The sequence below is a fragment of the Bacillus sp. JJ1503 genome, assembly GCF_036965125.1.
Lineage (GTDB): Bacteria > Bacillota > Bacilli > Bacillales > Cytobacillaceae > Cytobacillus.
Genome location: NZ_JBALOZ010000062.1, coordinates 510 through 19,683 on the forward strand (window position 1 = coordinate 510; position 19,174 = coordinate 19,683).

Below are 19,174 nucleotides of genomic sequence, written 5' to 3' on the forward strand. Positions count from 1 at the left end.
AAATCAGGGTATTCATTTTTGAAAATATTATAGGCATGCGGGTCGATTGTAACGATTTTCTTCACTTCAGCCTTTTCAAATTCCTCTATATTTTTAGTCGCTAGCTCTTGGAATAAGAACTCATTTCCAAGACGTCTCGGTGTATCTCCAGAGTTCTTCTCCTTGTTTCCAAGAATGGCAAACTTCACGCCAGCTTCATTCATTAATTTTGCAAAAGAAAGAGCAATCTTTTGGCTGCGGTTGTCAAATGAACCCATTGATCCTACCCAGAAAAGGTACTCGAACTCTTCCCCAGCTTTATTCATTTCTTTCACAGTTGGTATTTGAACATCCTCGCGGGCTTCTCGCCAGTTTTCCTTCTCTTTACGGTTTAATCCCCATGGATTTCCTTGACGCTCAATGTTCGTCATAGCGCGCTGTGCATCAGCATCTAGCTTCCCTTCTGTTAAAACAAGATAACGGCGAAGGTCGATAATTTTATCGACATGCTCATTCATAACCGGACATTGATCCTCACAGTTACGGCAAGTCGTACAAGCCCAGATCTCTTCTTCTGTAATGACATCCCCAATTAAGCTTGGGCTGTATGCTAATCCAGCAGCTGCTTCCTCTGCCGCTTTTCCCGCACCAGCTAAGGCAATCTGATTGCCCATTGTATTCGAGAAAGCAAAGGTTGGTACCCACGGCTGTTTGGAAGTAACGGCTGCCCCATGATTCGTTAAATGATCACGAAGCTTTAGAATCAAATCCATTGGTGACAGCATTTTGCCCGTTCCCGTTGCCGGACACATATTCGTACAGCGTCCACACTCCACACAAGCATAGAAGTCAATCATTTGCAGCTGATTGAAATCTTCAATTTTGCCGACCCCAAAGCTTTCCTGTGTTTCATCTTCGAAATCAATTTTTGTCAATTTACCCGGCTTCTCAAGACGGTTGAAATAGACGTTGGCAGGTCCTGCGATTAAGTGCGCATGCTTGGATTGCGGCACATAAACAAGGAATGCTAATAAGAAAATTAAATGAATCCACCAAGCGATATAGAATACAACAATCGAAGCGGTTTCTCCCATCCACGAGAAGGCTCCCGCAATGACTGACGCAACCGGTTCCGTCCATGCTGATTCATGTCCGTGCCAAATCATGCTCATCCCATTTCCAAGTAAAACAGAAAGCATTAATCCACCGATAAAAATAAGCACAAGACCTGATTTAAAGCCTCTTTTTAAACGGACAAGCTTCTCCACATATCTGCGATAGAAGGCCCAAATCACAGCAATCAGAATCATTAAGGTAACAAGCTCCTGGAAAAACGTAAATCCTGAATAGAGAGGTCCAAGAGGCAAATGCGCACCTGGTTTGATTCCTTTAATGATGAAATCAATGGCGCCAAATTGGACTAGAATAAACCCGTAGAAAAACATGACGTGTATGATTCCACTTTTCTTATCCTTCAACAGCTTCTTTTGGCCAAAGACATTAACCCAAATTTTCCCTAGACGTTCCTTAACGTTGTTATCAAACTCTACCTTCTTTCCGAGTTTGATATATTCAATTCTCGTTTTAACAACATACACAAATAAACTTACTGCGTAAGCGGTTACAAGGAGAAATCCAATTAGATTCACCCACAACAATCCTGTCATTATCGTTAGCTCTCCCCTCTTAAAATGGATTGTCTAGCATATAATTCAAAAATTTTAAACACGATACAATTTTCAGAAATTATTCCTTGTCTCTATTATATTATGAGTGAGCATTCAGTCAACACATTTTATTTTAAAATTTATTTCCGATTGACCGCTTGCTTTGAAAAAAATCATATAAATAATTGGACTGGAGATAATAATTGGATACAAATCACGAGGAGGAGAAAGTAATGAAAGTAACCTCCATTCTATTTATCATCGTTCTTTTGTTTGCTCTTTGGCTGACACTTGATTTTTATTTTGGACGAAGAAATCAATTAAGCAAACAGACAAAGAAGGAGTATCCCTTTTGGAATAGCAGCCTGGATATTTTTACAGAAGGACCGGCATTATTCGAGGATCTTTTTTCGGAAATAAAAAAAGCAAAGCTTCACATTCATATATTATTTTATATTGTTAAGGACGATCAAATTAGTACAGAATTCTTAAATATCCTGAAGCAAAAAGCTCGGGAAGGTGTTGAGGTCCGCCTCCTTCTGGACTGGCTTGGGAGCCATCTGATTGATAAAAAAACGATCCAGTCTTTAGAGAGTGAGGGTATTCAGTTTTCTTTTTCCCAGCGTCCTAAGTTTCCTTTCCTGTTCTATACGCTGCAGGCTCGCAATCATAGAAAAATTACTGTCATTGACGGGAAAATTGGTTATATCGGCGGTTTCAATATTGGCAAGGAGTACATCGATTTAGATCCTAAACTGAGTCCATGGCGAGACTATCATTTGAAGATTGAGGGTGAAGGTGTAAACGGGCTGCAAAAGGAGTTTTTGACTGATTGGCGTCATGATAGCAAAGAGGATTTGCTAGATCATCCAAACTATTTTCCTACACTCCCTCAGGGACCGTGCAGACATCAATTAATTCCCTCTAAAGGTGCGTTTCTGGAGGATACTTATACAACGCTAATTCGGAAGGCAGAAACGAATATTACCATTGGAACACCTTATTTTATTCCCAGCCAAAAACTGCTTCATGAATTGTCTAATGCCCTCTCAAGAGGTGTCAGCCTTACCGTTCTTGTCCCAAAGACATCGGACCATCCTCTTGTAAAGGAAGCTTCGTATTATTTTTTTAGAAAATTAATTAGGCAGGGTGCGGTTGTTTACGAATTTAAAAATGGCTTTTACCATGCTAAAACTCTTATTATCGATGATAATATTTGTGATATTGGCACGACAAATTTTGATTTTCGGAGCTTTTTTTTAAACTACGAAATTAATTGTTATATCTATGATTATGACTTTATTCAGAAGGTGCGGCATGTTATTCAAGCAGATATTCGCCAATCCGAACGAATGACGCTCGCAAAACTAAACCAGTTTAACCCCATCCGGTCATTTAAGGAATGGGCGGCGCACTTGATTATATTGTTTTTGTAATATCCTTTAGTTCCTGTTTTTCTTGAATTCGTGAAAGTTTTGGAAAAAAACAAAAAAGCTGGCACGTAATTAGGAGGGAGGGCCCGCTCGATGGGGCTCTGCCTCTCTTTTACATGCCAGCAATCTTTTTACATTTTCTCCGGAGCCGAAACTCCGATTAGGGCAAGGGCATTTTTCAATGTAGTTTTAACTGCTTTGATTAATGCAAGTCGTGCTTGCGTCCGTTCTGGATGGTCGGTATCTAATACTTTTTCAGCATTGTAGAAGCTGTGGAACGCCGATGCCAATTCGAAAATATAATTGGTGATTCGATGCGGCAATCGTTTTTGTGCGGCTTCCCCTACTGCTTGCGGGAATTCGCCCAGCTTCTTCAAAACGTCTATTTCCTTTTCAGCCGAAATTAAGGAGAAGTCGGCAGAGCGGCTCACAGATAATCCCTGCTCCTCGCCTTGTCGTAAAATACTGCAAATCCGTGCATGCGCATATTGCGCATAATAAACAGGATTTTCATTAGACTCGGAAACGGCTAAATCCAGGTCAAAGTCCATATGCGTGTCCGCACTTCTCATCGCAAAGAAATAGCGAGTTGCATCCAATCCTACCTCTTCCACTAGATCACGCATCGTTACCGCTTTTCCTGTCCGTTTGCTCATTTTCATTTTTTCGCCGTTTTTATATAAATGAACGAGCTGAATAACTTCTACTTCAAGTGTATCATGGTCGTAGCCTAATGCTTGAATAGCTGCTTTCATACGCGGAATATAGCCGTGATGGTCAGCACCCCAAATATTAATCAGCTTTTCAAAGCCTCGCTCCAGCTTATCCTTGTGGTACGCAATATCTGGTGTTAAGTACGTATAGGAACCGTCATTTTTGATCAAAACGCGGTCTTTATCATCGCCAAAAGTTGTAGAGCGGAACCAGGTTGCCCCCTCTTCCTCAAAAATATGGCCATTGTCCTTCAATGCTTGTAAAGCCGTATCAATTTTTCCATTATGATATAAAGATGTTTCAGAATACCACACATCAAACGGCACACGGAATTCCTCTAGGTCAGTCTTTAGCTTCGCCATTTCAACCTTTAATCCATATTCACGGAAGAAGTCAAAGCGCTCTTTTTCATCCACATGAACATATTTGTCGCCGAATTCCTCAGCAAGCTTTTTCCCAATCCCAATAATATCCTCGCCGTGGTAGCCGTCTGCAGGCATTTCTTTTTCCAATCCTAGTGCTTGGAAGTAACGTGCTTCCACTGAATACGCAAGATTATTAATCTGGTTGCCTGCGTCATTAATATAGTATTCGCGGGAAACATCATAGCCAGCCTTAGCTAAAATATTGGATAGAGAATCCCCTACAGCCGCACCACGAGCATGGCCAAGGTGAAGGTCCCCAGTCGGATTGGCGGATACAAACTCAACCTGAACTTTTTGATTCGCTCCAACATTTGTTTCTCCGTACTGATCGCCTGCTTCAAGAACAGCTGGAATTAAATTCGTTAAATAGCTATTGTCCATGTAAAAATTAATAAACCCTGGGCCCGCAATCTCCATTTTTTCAATGGAGGCTCTCGATTTATCAAAATTCGCAATCAGCGCCTCGGCAATCATTTTCGGCGCCTTTTTCGCTACGCGTGCAAGCTGCATCGCCATATTCGTGGAATAATCCCCATGCGCCTTTTCCTTCGGCGTTTCCAAAATAACGTTTGGCATTTGTTCTTCAGTTGCTAGATTCGCTTTGATCACAGCCGCTTTAATTTCTTCTTTCAGTTTGTTTTGCATTTGCTCTACACTGTTCAACTTTCTTCCTCCTCTTCGAATGTAATCGATAAATGGTATGTACCTGAACTTGCGCCTTGCATTTTCAATTCATATAAAAGGTCGATAGAGCCGTTCCCGGTTTGTTCGTTAAACTGGTGATCCAGCCTTTTTGTCATCGTTTCAATCTCAAACACGCCATAAGGTGTATGATAGCTTCCCTTAAGCTTTTTATTCATGATAAAAGGGAGCCTCATTCTCACAGCGCCGCTTCGCAAAATAAGACCTTCTTTATCGGATACCTTGATGATTGTTTTGGCCATTCCTTCTTCCATCGCTTCCTCATATTGAAGAAACCGGGCATTTTCCTTTATATAGTATCGACCAAATGCGATGAGTTCAAAAGTATCTTTGCTGTGCCCATCTCGAATGTCTGTCTTTACTTTAATTTTAACAGGCATTTGCTCCGCTGGTCTAGTAGACAACGGCCACACATCCTTTTCGTAACATTATAGTAGACTTTAGCGAAAGGTTCTACTCTTCCCTGTATTAGGTTTACTATAGCCTATTTTAAAAATGGAAAAAACGGAGACCTCTGTCTCCGTCATCGCTTTTTAAAAAGATAAGCTCAGTGCTTTCCGCTTTTTCTTATTTCACCCAGCCCAAAATCATTTCGCGAATGAGCTTGCTCGCCGTGTTAGCTGTTTGCTCAGATGGGTCGTATATAGGTGCAACCTCTACAAGATCGCAGCCAACTACCTTTACATTGGAGCGGGCAATTTCATGAATGGAAGCGAGAAGTTCCTTCGATGTAATGCCGCCTGCGTCCACAGTGCCAGTTCCTGGAGCATGAGCAGGGTCAAGCACATCAATATCGATCGTTACATATACAGGACGTCCCGCAAGCTTTGGCAGAATTTCTTTTAACGGCTCTAGCACCTCAAATTTCGAAATGTGCATGCCGACTTCTTTTGCCCATTTGAATTCTTCCTTCATTCCAGAACGGATACCAAAGGAAAAAATATTTTGAGGCCCGATTAGATCACAGGCTTTGCGGATAGGTGTCGAGTGGGATAGTGGCTCCCCTTCGTAATTCTCACGCAAATCCGTATGTGCATCCATGTGAATAATCGCCATATCCGGATATTTTTTATACATTGCCTTAAAAACCGGCCATGAAACTAAATGCTCACCGCCCATGCCAATCGGAAATTTACCTTCTGCTAAAAGCTGGTCAATAAATTCCTCGATTAAATCCAAGCTTTTTTGCGGATTTCCGAATGGCAGCGGAATATCGCCGGCATCATAATACTTCACTTCTTCTAATTCACGGTCTAAATAAGGGCTATATTCCTCGAGCCCAATAGACACCTCACGAATACGCGCAGGACCAAAACGGGAGCCCGGACGGTAGCTGACGGTCCAGTCCATCGGCATTCCGTAAATGACCGCTTCACTTTCTTCGTAATTCGGATGGCTTTTTATAAAAACATTGCCAGAGTATGCTTCATCAAAACGCACCACTGTCATCCCTCGTTCGTATTAAATTTGGGGTCTCTAGCCCCTTGATAGTGCTATAATCAGCGATATTTTTGAATTAATGCTAAATCACATGTACTTTTTTATCTAAAAAACAGTTTATCAGCCAATTTTACTCATTTATCAGCCAAATTCAACGATTTATCAGCCAATCGACATTTTACTGCCCATTAACACGCATATATTTNNCCACTAAATCCTTCACAAATTTCGGCAATACAAAAGCAGCCTGATGAAGCTCTTTTGTATAATATTTTGTGTCAATTTCATGGAAGCGGTCTTCGCTAACCTCTAGTGGATCATACTTTTTAGAACCGATGGTGAACGCCCATAATCCGCTTGGATACGTTGGGATGTTCGCCACATAAAGACGTGTAATCGGGAAAATTTCCTTAACGTCCTTTTGAACATTGCGAATTAAATCGGCTTTAAACCAAGGGTTGTCTGATTGCGCAACAAAAATTCCGTCTTCCTTTAAAGCTTTGGAAATCCCTGCATAGAAGCCTTTTGTAAATAGATTCACGGCTGGACCAACAGGCTCAGTGGAGTCAACCATAATCACATCGTATTCATTTTCACTTTCAGCAATGTGCATGAAACCATCGCCAACTTGAACATCCACACGCGGATCGTCTAATTTGCCTGCGATTTCCGGTAGGTATTTTTTAGAATACTCGATGACCTTTCCATCAATATCAACAAGCGTTGCCTTTTTCACGCTTGGATGCTTAAGAACTTCGCGAATCACTCCGCCGTCCCCGCCTCCAACAACTAAAACATTTTCAGGGTTCGGATGTGTAAACAACGGCACATGAGCAACCATTTCATGATAAACAAATTCATCTTTCACAGAAGTCATAACCATGCCGTCTAGTAAAAGCATATTGCCCCATTCTTCTGTTTTCACCATTTCAAGCATTTGAAAATCTGTCTGTTCTGTATGTAAAGTCTGCTTAACCTTCATTGTAATGCCAAAATTCTCTGTTTGTTTTTCAGTAAACCAAAGTCCCATTTATCTAACCATTCCTTCCGTAAAAAAATCGATTATTTACTGTCGATAACAATTCTTTTTTATACTTCCCAATCTGAATAATTACAAACATGAGAAAAAGTATAGATGAATCTAGCAAAAAAGCAAGAAAAAATTGAATTTTGCTTAAGAGAAATGTTTAAAACGAAAGGTTTGTTTCAATACTATTGAGAGATGGAATTTTTCCCAAATTAGAAATATATAAAAGCTAGTAAAAACTTTGGAGAGGTGGTGGTTTTCACGATGGAGATTATGACGAATCAACGTTTCAAAAAAGCTGGTAAGGTTTTACGCGCCATCTTTATTTTTAGCTTAATTGGTTTTATCCTGGCTGCTATCATCATGGCTGGCATTTTGCTTTATGCTAAGGTTCTTGGGCCTCCGCCTCTAGCTGTTCCGCAGTCAACCTTATTCTACTCTGATAATGGAACCGTGATCGGGGAAAGTCATAATGGCCAAAAGCGGTATTGGGTAGAGCTTTCAGACATTAGCCCATACTTAGTGAATGCCACCGTTTCGATTGAGGATCGCAAATTTTACTCCCATCATGGGTTTGATTATAAGAGAATTGCAGGAGCCATCATTGCTGATGTTAAAGCAATGGCCAAGGTACAAGGGGCGAGCACCATTAGCCAGCAGTATGCCCGAAACCTATTTCTTGAACATGAAAAAACATGGAAGCGTAAATTGAAGGAAGCCTTCTATACGATTCGGCTTGAAATGAACTATTCGAAGAAAGAGATTCTTGAAGGCTACTTAAATACTATTTATTATGGCCATGGGGCCTACGGAACAGAAGCGGCAAGCCAGTTCTATTTTGGGAAGCATGCCGGAGAATTAACTCTTGGGGAAGCTTCCATTTTAGCCGGAATTCCAAAGGGCGCTGGTATCTATTCCCCACTCGTATCAATCGAAAATGCTAAAAATCGGCAAAAGATCATTTTAAACACGATGGTCGAAAATGACTATATTGATAAAAAGACAGCTGAAGCTGCTTTGCAAGAACCGTTGACCTTAGTTGGGAAGCATCTCCATACAAATGCTAAAACAGCTCCTTACTTTCAGGATGCGGTTCGCCAAGCATTGAAAACAGAGCTAAAACTGGATGACCGGATCATTGAATTAGGGGGATTAAAGGTTTACACCACCTTGGATATGAAGCAGCAGGAAATCGCAGAACAGACAGTGGATCAATTAATCTCAAAGGATTCTGAAATCCAGGTTGGAATGGTTTCGATGAATCCGAAAAACGGGCATGTCAAAGCGATGGTCGGAGGAAGAGATTACGCGGAAAGTCCTTTTAACCGCGCCGTTCAGGCCATTCGCCAGCCGGGTTCAACTATGAAGCCACTGCTCTATTACGCTGCCTTGGAAAATGGATTTACTCCTTCCTCTCTAATGCGAAGTGAGCCAACCACTTTCCGATTCGATGACGAAAGACCTGACTATACACCGAAAAACTTTAACAGCCAATATGCGGATGGCGATATCACCATGGCTCAGGCACTAGCCCTTTCAGATAATATTTATGCTGTTAAGACTCATCTTTTCTTAGGAATCGATACACTCGTAAACACTGCTCAGAAATTTGGACTCTCTACAAAAATGAACAGAGTTCCTTCCCTAGCGCTAGGCACATCTGGAGTTCGGGTGATCGAAATGGCAAATGCCTATAGTATATTTGCGAACGGCGGAAAAAAAGTGGCACCTGTCTTAATCACAAGGGTCGAAAATCATAAGGGAGAAATCATTTATGAGCAGGAAAAAGAGGCCCTTCCTATATTGCGACCTGATTTAGCTTATGTGACGACCCAAATGATGACGGGCATTTTTGACCCGAAGCTGAACGGGTACACAAGTGTCACAGGACGGTCCGTTATCAATGATATGACTCGGTCCTACGCTGGGAAATCCGGCTCAACGGATACCGACAGCTGGATGATCGGCTACTCACCGCAGCTTGTTTCCGCCGTTTGGACCGGCTTTGACAAGGGAAAAACGATTCATAAAACAGCAGATAAATCATATGCAAAAAATATCTGGATTCGTTTTATGGAGGAGGCACATCAGGGGTTGCCAGTCAAAGGCTTTAAACCGGTAAAAGGAACAGTCGGCGTCTATGTGAATCCGGAAAACGGCAAATTAGCCACTGATGAATGCCCTGTTAAACGTTTAACGTATTTCGCTAAAGGCACAGAGCCGACCGAATATTGTACAGCTCACTTGTTATATCAAGAGGAGAAACCAGGTGTAAAAGAGCAGCCTGAGAAGAAGCCTTGGTATAAACGATTGTTTAATTGGTAAAAAGAAGGAAACCTTCTTCGGATTTGGGGTCGGCATTTGGTGGCCATGTCGCCCTTCCTATGGAAAAATCAAGGGCCATGGGCGATTAGAGGTGGCCTTAAATCCCTTCCTATGGAAAAATCAAGGGCCAAGGGTGATAAGAAGAGGTCTTAACTCCCTTCCTATGGAAAAAACAAGGTACAAGGGCGATTAGAGATGGCCTTAAATCCCTCCCTATAAAAAAACATCATCAAAGAGGCGTCATTAAATCTTTCCCTGTTCTTGGGTGCCGCCATCCAGTGTTTCCATAAGATCTTTCTAAATCAACATTTCTAAAAAACCGACAAAAAAAAGTGAAAAACCTCGTGCCAAAAGGCCCGAGGTTTTTCGTGTCCTAGTTCTATACAGTGCATTCACACTGTTAAATAGTGTACTATTTTTTATTAGATTTGGGCAAGTAGTTAGAAATTTTAGTCAGTAATCTGTCACAATTTCGTCATAAATCAAAAAGATTATTTTAATTTTCTTGCAAATCATCCTTCAGTTGTTGTAGAGACCGTTCCCACATGCCAGCATCGTGATTTTTCAGAAAATCACTTAGAATTTTCTTCGATTTGTCATCCATATGATCAACCATAATATGGCGTTTAATCGACTTATCCATGCGGTTCACATGTTCCGGCAAGGATTTATAACCCCTGCGAATTTCTCGATCTACCGTCATTTCACAAGCCGTCACACCTGCATAATAAGGACCGTCCTCTTTGCGGTCAATCGTCACCCAAATCAGCCAATACGGCTTTCCATTTGGCACATCTTCCTTATTGGGCAGGAATTTAATACCCTTTTCCACTGGGCTGCGGGCATGCAACGCACCCACTTCAATCGATGCCTCCCCCGCCTCCACGTCAATGATGACAGGCGAAACATTATCCAAACTTAACGACCCCGAGCCAAAGCCTCCATGTCCGTCAGTCGGATCACTCTTAATAATATTGAATCCAATATTTTTCTTCTTTTTTTCTTCCAACTTGAAGTTCCTCCTTTATTCAAAAAAACCCTTTTATAAAAATATCCCACCAAAGAAGTTAGCTAACCCATCTGCAACGACAGGCAAAACAAAACGAAAGATTGGCTGAATCGTATATTGGTCGAGCGGCGTTATCACAAGAATTAAGAAAATCACCGATCCATAGGCCTCATATTGTGTTAATCGCGGTCTAATCGATTTTGGCATTAAATCCTCCACAATGCGATATCCGTCCAAGGGCGGGAGCGGGATTAAGTTAAAAATAAACAAAACTAAATTGAGATGGATAAAAATATTTAAGAAGTCTGGGACAAAGGACGGTAATCCAGTAGCGACACCCATTCCGACCATAGCATACCAAATGAGAAATCCTAAGCTCGCCATGATTAGATTGCTGATAGGACCGGCAATGGATACCGAAATTCCTGCTAAACGCGGATTTTTAAAGAAGAATCTGTTAACCGGAACAGGTCTTGCCCAGCCAAAGCCTGCAATAAAAATCAGAATGGTTCCAATTGGATCTAAATGCTGAATCGGATTTAACGTCAGTCTTCCTTGATTTTTCGCTGTTGGGTCGCCGAATTTATAGGCGACAAACGCATGAGCAAATTCATGAACGGTAAAAGCAATCATTAACGTAATCGCCACATAAGGAATTTCCTTTAAATTAAAGGCTAAAAATTGTTCCAAGGCCAAAACCCCTTTAATTACAACTTAAAAAAATTATACACGATATTGAGGATAAAAGGAAAACGAACGAACCACTTGCACATTTTTCTGAAATATGAAAAACTACAAACATTAGGAAAAGCTGAGGTAAACCGCCTGTAAAATCAAAGCGGAATAGCCCAGCCAACAAAAAAGGAGAGATCCCCATGCCATATGTAACAGTAAAAATGCTAGAAGGCCGTACAGAGGAACAAAAGAAATCACTCGTTGAGAAGGTAACAGACGCAGTAAGCGAAACAACAGGAGCACCGAAGGAAAATGTTGTTGTGTTTATCGAGGAAATGTCCAAGAATCATTATGCTGTTGCTGGCAAGCGTTTTAGCGACCAATAATTTGTGCAGGGGTGCGACAATTCCCCCTACTTCCAGCAGAAAAGCCGGGCAAGCTTAATGCCCGGCTTTTTCTTTCAAGCTTTCAATATATTGATAAGCAGTCTCCACTTCTTCCTCCGTATAGCGCTGCTTGCTTTTTAACGTAAAAATCTTCTCTTGTACTTCTTCTTTCGGCAGATTTTCGAAAAAAAGTACGGTCGATACTAGCTCAAGGAATCTTGCATTTTGACTGTTCATATCAGTCAAGCAATCTTGAAGATTGGGCATAGTCACCTCTTCATTAAGGCTCAAGAACTCCTTGCCATTCTCCGTTAATGTATAGCGATACTGGTAATAGCCACCCTTCTTCTCCTTAACCTCATTGAGGAAGCCCATATTGCATAGCTCCTCCACTCTTAAAGTCAATTCCTCCGAGTAAGGACCATAAAAGTGAAATTGAAATCTTTCCTGGAAAGGGAATTCTAGTTTTTTTGCGATATATACCATTTTCTGAAGCCGTTTCCGTCCAATTATTTCTTCTGAGGCAGCAATGGCATGAATGATTTTAGCATGATCTTTCAACAAGATACGTCAACTCCTACTCCATTTAATACCGTGACACGTCTATTTCAAGAAGCTTGCAAATGTCCTTTTTTATCGCTGGTTCCGTTGAAAAGTCTTTTAGAAAATCTGCTGGATAATATAATTTATGGTCGGTTCTCCTTTTTCCAGAGATCGCATCGACAATTTCAGATTCCCGGGAAAGCTCCCGAATTTCTCCATTTTTCATAAGCAAAGAAATCGGCAGCCGTTCCTCTTCCTCTCCCGGCCGGTAAAAATCATATGGGAGGTCGGATGAGGAATCGACAACTAGATAATACTCAGGATCAATTCCTGCCTTTTGAAATAGAATGGACAGCTCCGCAAGCTTTTTATATTCCTTTGCAGGATCAAATTCAGCATATTTAAATAGATTGCGATTCATAAAGCGGCGGCAAAGGTCCCGTAAAATAGGATCCTCTTCTTCCTGCCACATTTGAAAATAATAAAGAATGATTGCTTCATCAAGTTTAATATAATCTTCAAGTGTAATTTTCCCATCAAACATCGAAAAGAAATGATAAGGATGTGATTTGAAAGAATAGCCCTGCTTATGTAAGGCTTTAGCGCGATGCAAAATTTTCGTTAAAATCACTTCGGCGCTTCTCGTCACAGGGTGGAAGTATACTTGCCAATACATTTGGTACCGGCTCATTATATAGTCCTCAACAGCGTGCATGCCGCTTTGTTTAAAGACAACCTGATCTTCCCCCGGCTGCATGACGCGCAAAATCCGCTCCATATCAAAATGGCCGTAGCTGACCCCTGTATAGTAGGCATCCCTTTGCAAATAATCCATGCGGTCGGCATCGATCTGACTGGAAATAAGGCTTACGACTAATTTGTTTTTTGACGTTTTCGCGATAACTTCAGCAACCTTCATAGGAAAATCAGCACTTATGGTTGAAAGAACGTGGTTGACTTCTGTTTTTCCGAGAATGATGGCTCTTGTATAGTACTCATGGTCGAGGTCAAAGACTTTTTCAAATGAATGGGAAAATGGGCCATGTCCTAAATCGTGGAGTAAGGCTGCGCATAGGGAGAGGAGCCGGTCATCTTCATTCCATTCCGGCGTGCCGTGGAAAACATCATCGGCAATTCGTCGAATAATTTCGTAAACCCCCAAGGAATGGTTAAATCGGCTATGTTCAGCCCCATGAAAGGTTAAATAAGTAGTCCCGAGCTGCTTAATTCGTCTAAGGCGCTGAAACTCCTTCGTCCCAATTAAATCCCAGATTACCCGATCCCTCACGTGAATATAGCGATGGACAGGATCTTTAAATACCTTTTCTTCACGTAACTTCTCCACCGGATATGCCATCATTTACCTCCGATTTTCTAATGTGTCTCTATTATATCCCGTTTCCTTCTGCAATTCACTACAGAAAATCTGCTAATTCTGCAGAATTCGACGAAAACCTTGATGTAGGCGGGTTATAGCGAGAAAAACAAAAATCACCTCAAGGCGATCTTTAAGGTGACTTTATTTCTTAAGCTTTTTATTAACTTTTTCCATTAATTCCTCTTCTGTTAACCCAGCGAGCGGACGATTATTGACGAAGGCAAATGTTTTCTTTCGGCCTGGTCCACAATAAGATTGGCAGCCTATCTCGATTTTCGCTTCTGGATCTATTTCCTTCAAACGAGGAATTAAGGTTTTTAAATTAACACCCTGACAATCGTCGCAAACACGAAATTCGTTTGCCATATTTATTACAACCCTTTCTATGGTCTATCTTAAAAAATATTTATACAAAACGGGGCAAATGCCGCCTGAAATTAAGATAAAGGTGAAATTTTAATCAGTGAGGGTCCTGCAGCATTCGAGTATAAAACTACCTGAACCTGCGCTTTCCCTTTTCTTTTCTCTTGCTGTATTTTACAGCTTCTTTCCTTCTAATGCAAGCTGTCGCCTATTTTAAGCACTGACAAAGGGCAAATAAACATATGAATCTAAAGTGTTCAGAATACCTATCTATTGAAAAAATAAAAAAATCTACTATCCTTTTAATTCAGTTTGTATATTTTTCTTCTGAAATGTCCATCCTTATATTAAGAATTAAAAAATGTAAATGAATTGGGAGTTGAAGAAATGAAAGTTCGTCAGGATGCATGGACGGAAGAAAATGATTTATTACTAGCTGAAACCGTATTAAGACATGTAAGAGAAGGAAGTACGCAATTAAATGCTTTTGAAGAAGTGGGGGACCGCCTCGACCGAACTTCTGCGGCCTGTGGATTTCGCTGGAATGCAGTAGTGAGGCATCAATACGAAAAGGCTTTACAGCTCGCTAAAAAACAGCGGAAGCAAAGGCAGCGCTTGCTTGGAAAAGAACAAAGCGGAAAGAAAAAGCTGCTCTATTCGCCGCCTGCACCAGCTATTTCAGAGGTTGAAGCCGTACCTGCTGCGGCAATGATGATATCAGCACCTGCAGAACAGGATGAATCAATGGAAATTATCGAAGCAAGCCCTATTCCTGTCTATGTTGAGAAACCAAGCTACACAGGCGGAGCTTTAACAGGCGATTCTGATTTAAATCTGGATCGTGTCATCACTTACTTACAATCTTTAAAACACTCGAGTATTCAATTAGATATTTTAAGAAATGAGAATGAAAGATTGAAGCGAGAGAATGCACAGATTAAGAGCCGAAACGAAGAGCTAGAGGGTAAGATTAATCAGCTCGAAGAAAATTCGGAAACAATCCAAGAAGATTACGAGACGCTAATGAAGATTATGAACCGTGCCCGCAAACTCGTCCTCTTTGAGGAAGAAGAAAGACCAGCAACTAAGTTCAAGATGGACCGAAACGGGAACCTCGAGAAATTAGCAGAATAAATATAAATATAAAACTTCCAATTTTGGGAGCAGGAGAAGGAATTACATCCTCGATTATTTTTAAAAAAGCCGTAACGCTCTGTTACGGCTTTCTCATATTCATCCAAGAACCTTTTCGTTACGTTCGACCATACGTTGGTGATACCCTTCAAATAGCAAAATCTCCTCACCCTGCAGTTCACCTGAAAATAAATGTTTAGAGCGATTCTTTAATGCTTGTAAAAACCGAAGCATAACATCCTGAATCGAAAGACTTTGCCCCAGCAATTCAGATAAAGAAGCCATCACCTCAGGCTTTATTTCTGGAAAAAGGAATTTAGTTTCAATGTCTTTCTTGGAAATGGCATAAAAACGTTCAATTTGGGCAGCACGAGCACTCCCGCTTCCATGAACACAAAGATAAATCTGCACGGCCACCCCATTTCGCAGGCGCCTTTGAGAAATACCGGCAAACTTTTTCCCGCCTATACTTAAATCATAGCTTCCCGGACAATAGGAACCGACAATCTCCTTTGCCTCTATTTCTTTATTAAAATCAGAAAACATTTCCTTAATGAGCATCCACATCACATCATAGCCCCGATTAATATCAATGCCCTTATCACTTTCTGAAAAAACTAGAGTTAAATTTAAGATCCCTTCATCCAAAACAACAGCCAATCCGCCAGAATTTCTGACGATGACGCGATAACCCTCATTCTGCAAATAGCGGATACCCTCTTCCAGAAAAGGGAGCTTTGTATCCTGGATGCCTAATACAACCGTATCACGGTGAACCCAAGCCCTTGCCGTTGGAGGTGCCATGCCGCTCCCAACCGATGCACAGAGGGTATCATCCATTCCGAATGAATATAAAGCAGGCAAATGGACGGCTGCTGACGATTGATCAATCACTCTCCATTGATCTTGCTGTAATAAGTCATTCATATAGTGGTTCTCCTTTTGAGCGAATCCTTTTCATATAACACTAACATTTATTAGCCAAGCACATTATATCAGCAACAATATCGAAAAAAAAGAGACGGACTTAAGTCCGGCCCTCAATCCTAGCCTAATCAATCTCTCAATGCCTGTGCCGCAGTAATTAAGGCTAGTTTATAGACATCCTCTTCATTGCATCCGCGGGAAAGGTCGTTAACTGGCTGGTTCAACCCTTGTAAAATAGGGCCGATCGCCTCAAACCTTCCAAGACGCTGAGCAATTTTATAGCCGATATTTCCTGATTCCAAGCTTGGGAAAATAAAAACATTCGCATCTCCTTGAATCGGTGAATCTGGTGCCTTCTTTTTAGCCACAGATGGGACAAATGCCGCATCAAACTGAAACTCTCCATCAATTAATAACTGCGGATTCCGTTTTTTTACCTCTTCAACAGCCGCAATAACTTTATCGGTTTCTGGCGACTTCGCTGATCCCTTCGTTGAAAAGCTCAGCATCGCTACTCGCGGCTCAATACCAAACATTTTCGCTGTTCTAGCACTTTCAATGGTGATCTCCGCCAAATCCTGACTGCCCGGAGCAATATTTATAGCACAATCCGCGAAAACATACTCTTCATCCTCCCGAACCATAATGAAAACACCTGATGTTTTCCGCACACCTTCTATTGTTTTAATGATCTGTAATGCCGGACGAACAGTATCCGCCGTTGAATGGGCAGCCCCGCTTACAAGTCCATCCGCTTTATTCATATACACGAGCATCGTTCCGAAGTAATTTTCGTCCAGAAGAATTTTTCTCGCATCCGCTTCTGAAGCTTTTCCGCTCCTTCTTTCTACAAAAGCAGCAACCATTTCATCTACTAACTCATATTGACTCGGATCGTAAATTTCCGCTCCCTCCAGAGAAAGATTCATCTCTTTCGCCTTTGCCTCAATTTCTTGAATCTGGCCAATTAAAATAGGCGTCAGAATTTTTTCTTCCGCAAGTCTCCCCGCAGCAGCTAAAATTCGATTATCCGTCCCTTCCGGAAATACGATTTTTACATTCTTCCCCTTGACCTTTTCCTGTAACTTTCTAAATAAATCTATCATTACTAACTCTCCTTTTGCTGGAAAAAATTAATCCTCTATTTTAATCTAATGCTTGGCTCTTTTAGCGTCAAATTCAATTCTTCCAATTTACCTCCTTTAACAAAGTATCCACAATTTCGCCATACTATTCGGTCTTCCTTTCCTTTTTCAAGTTTTATAAAGTGGTTAATTGGAGAAACTGTGATATAGTAATGGTGTAATTTTCTTATTACATAATAGGAGTGATAGTTATGAGTGAAGCAGCAAAAACGCTCGAGGGCTGGTATAGTTTACATGACTTCCGTGCTATTGATTGGACGTCTTGGAAGATGCTTTCTAGTGATGAGCGCCAAGCAGCTATCCATGAATTTGTAACCCTAGTTGATAAATGGAATGGGGTTCAGAGTGAGAAAAAAGGCAGCCACGCATTATATACAGTTGTTGGCCAAAAAGCCGATTTTATGATGATGGTGTTGAGACCAACTTTAGAGGAATTAAATGAAATTGAAAATGAATTCAATAAAACGAAACTAGCTGAATATACGGTTCCTGTGTATTCCTATGTGTCCATTGTGGAATTAAGCAATTACTTGCCTTCCGATCAGGACCCTTACCAAAGTCCAGAAATACTTGCCCGCCTATATCCTATTCTGCCTAAAGCGAAGCATGTATGCTTCTATCCAATGGATAAACGCCGCCAGGGCAATGATAACTGGTATATGCTTCCGATGGAAGATCGCCGCAATATGATGCGCAGCCACGGAATGATTGGCCGCCAATATGCAGGTAAGGTGAAACAAATCATTACCGGTTCTGTTGGCTTAGATGACTATGAATGGGGCGTTACGCTATTCTCGGATGATGCACTTCAATTCAAAAAGCTTGTATATGAAATGCGTTTTGACGAAGTAAGTGCACGCTATGGCGAATTTGGCTCTTTCTACGTTGGAAATCTGCTTGAAGAAAATCAAATTGGCAAGCTGCTGCATGTCAATTAACTGTTTTAACTCCTAGATAATTGATCTAGGAGTATTTTTTTAATATAATCCTCCTTTTTCCCCTCCTCCTATTGAGGCTCTTCTTTTTTATTCAAAAAAGCATAAAGGAACAAGCATGAACATACTTATGAATTAGTGAGTGGTTATCCAATCCTTATTATGAATTTTTCCTAGTTTCCTTCAAGGCATTTATGAGGAAAAATCTCTGACAATCTATTAATTATGATTACACTTCCCTTGAGGAAAAAAGTCTGCGATGCTTCAAGGTTCTTTTTTATGAAGGAAATAGAGTGGGAGCTCACATATTTAAGTGGGATACATAGCTCCGCTCACACCGCCATTTTGAATAACAGTTCTTAAAATGGGGTGCTGTTTAACTTTATTAGAATTATTTTAAGCTTGGGAGGGGAAAAAATGAGTCAATCAGGTTTTAATCCATATGGAACACCTTATTATGGGTTTCAGCAGCCTATGGCAGGTGTGCCGGGACAAAAGCCTTCAATGAGTGCCCATCCTGTCATGCCACCAATGCCAACAGTTCAGCAAACAATGGGGATGATGCCAACTGGGGGGATGCTTCCTCCGCAAGCAACTGGAATGAACCCACAAACAACTGGCCCGCAGGTACCTGGCATGCTTCCGATTGAACAATCTTATATCGAGAACATTCTGCGCTTAAACAAAGGAAAGCTTGTCACCGTTTATGCAACCTTTGAGAATAATAGAGAGTGGAATGCGAAAAAGTTTGAAGGAATAATCGAAGCCACTGGAAGAGACCATGTCATATTAAGCGATCCTCAATCAGGCATGAGATTCTTAATTCCAATGGTGTATGTAGATTATGTGACATTCTCCGAAGAAATCGAATACGAGTACCCAGGTTTCACACCACCTGGAATGTTATCGCAATTTAGCCCTAGATGATTACGAAAAGCGGAAGCGCCTTGCCCACCCCCGACAAGCA

At 41.2% G+C, this 19,174-nt stretch carries 17 protein-coding genes and 1 pseudogene (1 of these 18 running past the window's edge); 6 read left to right on the forward strand and 12 right to left on the reverse strand.

Annotation, left to right across the window (positions count from 1 at the left end):
• Positions 1-1,646, reverse strand: a pseudogene (locus V7149_RS05680) ((Fe-S)-binding protein); it reaches 480 nt to the left of the window's first position.
• Positions 1,647-1,879: 233 nt separating this feature from the next.
• Here V7149_RS05680 and cls point away from each other — a divergent pair.
• Positions 1,880-3,082, forward strand: a complete 1,203-nt coding sequence (cls, locus tag V7149_RS05685) for a cardiolipin synthase (protein WP_335344682.1) — start codon at positions 1,880-1,882, stop codon at positions 3,080-3,082.
• 128 nt (positions 3,083-3,210) lie between these two features.
• On the opposite strand, the gene argS is transcribed toward cls, so the two are convergent.
• The 4 genes from argS to speE all read right to left on the reverse strand — a co-directional run bounded on the left by argS (position 3,211) and on the right by speE (position 7,390).
• Positions 3,211-4,881 (reverse strand): arginine--tRNA ligase, encoded by a 1,671-nt coding sequence (argS, locus tag V7149_RS05690; protein WP_335344683.1) that lies wholly within the window; start codon positions 4,879-4,881, stop codon positions 3,211-3,213.
• Positions 4,878-5,324 (reverse strand): DUF1934 domain-containing protein, encoded by a 447-nt coding sequence (locus V7149_RS05695; RefSeq protein WP_335344684.1) that lies wholly within the window; start codon positions 5,322-5,324, stop codon positions 4,878-4,880. The genes argS and V7149_RS05695 overlap by 4 nt, the downstream gene beginning before the upstream one ends.
• A 163-nt stretch (positions 5,325-5,487) precedes the next feature.
• The gene (speB, locus tag V7149_RS05700; protein WP_335344732.1) at positions 5,488-6,360 is read right to left on the reverse strand and encodes an agmatinase; all 873 of its coding nucleotides are present in this window, start codon (positions 6,358-6,360) and stop codon (positions 5,488-5,490) included.
• A 178-nt stretch (positions 6,361-6,538) separates the two neighbouring features.
• Positions 6,539-7,390 (reverse strand): spermidine synthase, encoded by an 852-nt coding sequence (gene speE, locus V7149_RS05705; RefSeq protein ID WP_335344685.1) that lies wholly within the window; start codon positions 7,388-7,390, stop codon positions 6,539-6,541.
• A 261-nt stretch (positions 7,391-7,651) separates the two neighbouring features.
• Between speE and V7149_RS05710 the strand changes: the two genes are divergently transcribed.
• Entirely contained in the window at positions 7,652-9,712 is a 2,061-nt protein-coding gene (locus tag V7149_RS05710; protein ID WP_335344686.1) for a transglycosylase domain-containing protein, read from the forward strand.
• A 496-nt stretch (positions 9,713-10,208) separates the two neighbouring features.
• Here the strand turns inward: V7149_RS05710 and V7149_RS05715 are convergent, their stop codons facing one another.
• Positions 10,209-10,721 (reverse strand): YwhD family protein, encoded by a 513-nt coding sequence (locus V7149_RS05715; protein ID WP_335344687.1) that lies wholly within the window; start codon positions 10,719-10,721, stop codon positions 10,209-10,211.
• A 33-nt stretch (positions 10,722-10,754) separates the two neighbouring features.
• On the reverse strand, positions 10,755-11,411 hold the full coding sequence (locus tag V7149_RS05720) for a site-2 protease family protein (protein WP_335344688.1): 657 nt from the start codon (positions 11,409-11,411) through the stop codon (positions 10,755-10,757).
• A 185-nt stretch (positions 11,412-11,596) separates the two neighbouring features.
• Between V7149_RS05720 and V7149_RS05725 the strand changes: the two genes are divergently transcribed.
• A complete protein-coding gene (locus V7149_RS05725) occupies positions 11,597-11,782 on the forward strand; it encodes a 2-hydroxymuconate tautomerase (RefSeq protein WP_335344689.1) in 186 nt (61 codons plus the stop codon).
• A gap of 54 nt (positions 11,783-11,836) precedes the next feature.
• Here V7149_RS05725 and V7149_RS05730 read toward each other — a convergent pair whose 3' ends face one another.
• The 3 genes from V7149_RS05730 to V7149_RS05740 form a co-directional block, all read right to left on the reverse strand.
• Positions 11,837-12,346, reverse strand: coding sequence for a YwgA family protein (locus V7149_RS05730; RefSeq protein ID WP_335344690.1), 510 nt, complete (start codon positions 12,344-12,346; stop codon positions 11,837-11,839).
• Positions 12,347-12,368: 22 nt separating this feature from the next.
• The gene (locus V7149_RS05735; protein ID WP_335344691.1) at positions 12,369-13,682 is read right to left on the reverse strand and encodes an HD domain-containing protein; all 1,314 of its coding nucleotides are present in this window, start codon (positions 13,680-13,682) and stop codon (positions 12,369-12,371) included.
• Between the two features lie 162 nt (positions 13,683-13,844).
• Positions 13,845-14,069, reverse strand: coding sequence for a DUF1450 domain-containing protein (locus V7149_RS05740; RefSeq protein ID WP_066296587.1), 225 nt, complete (start codon positions 14,067-14,069; stop codon positions 13,845-13,847).
• A 384-nt stretch (positions 14,070-14,453) separates the two neighbouring features.
• Between V7149_RS05740 and V7149_RS05745 the strand changes: the two genes are divergently transcribed.
• Entirely contained in the window at positions 14,454-15,200 is a 747-nt protein-coding gene (locus tag V7149_RS05745; protein WP_335344692.1) for an RsfA family transcriptional regulator, read from the forward strand.
• A gap of 99 nt (positions 15,201-15,299) precedes the next feature.
• On the opposite strand, the gene V7149_RS05750 is transcribed toward V7149_RS05745, so the two are convergent.
• On the reverse strand, positions 15,300-16,127 hold the full coding sequence (locus V7149_RS05750; protein WP_335344693.1) for a lipoate--protein ligase family protein: 828 nt from the start codon (positions 16,125-16,127) through the stop codon (positions 15,300-15,302).
• A 128-nt stretch (positions 16,128-16,255) separates the two neighbouring features.
• Entirely contained in the window at positions 16,256-17,233 is a 978-nt protein-coding gene (gene pta / locus V7149_RS05755; protein WP_335344694.1) for a phosphate acetyltransferase, read from the reverse strand.
• Between the two features lie 230 nt (positions 17,234-17,463).
• On the opposite strand from pta, the gene hemQ reads away from it, so the two are divergent.
• Entirely contained in the window at positions 17,464-18,210 is a 747-nt protein-coding gene (gene hemQ / locus V7149_RS05760; protein ID WP_335344695.1) for a hydrogen peroxide-dependent heme synthase, read from the forward strand.
• A gap of 414 nt (positions 18,211-18,624) precedes the next feature.
• Positions 18,625-19,134: a spore coat protein GerQ gene (gerQ, locus tag V7149_RS05765; RefSeq protein WP_335344696.1), complete on the forward strand. Its 510-nt coding sequence runs from the start codon at positions 18,625-18,627 to the stop codon at positions 19,132-19,134.
• Positions 19,135-19,174: the final 40 nt, after the last annotated feature.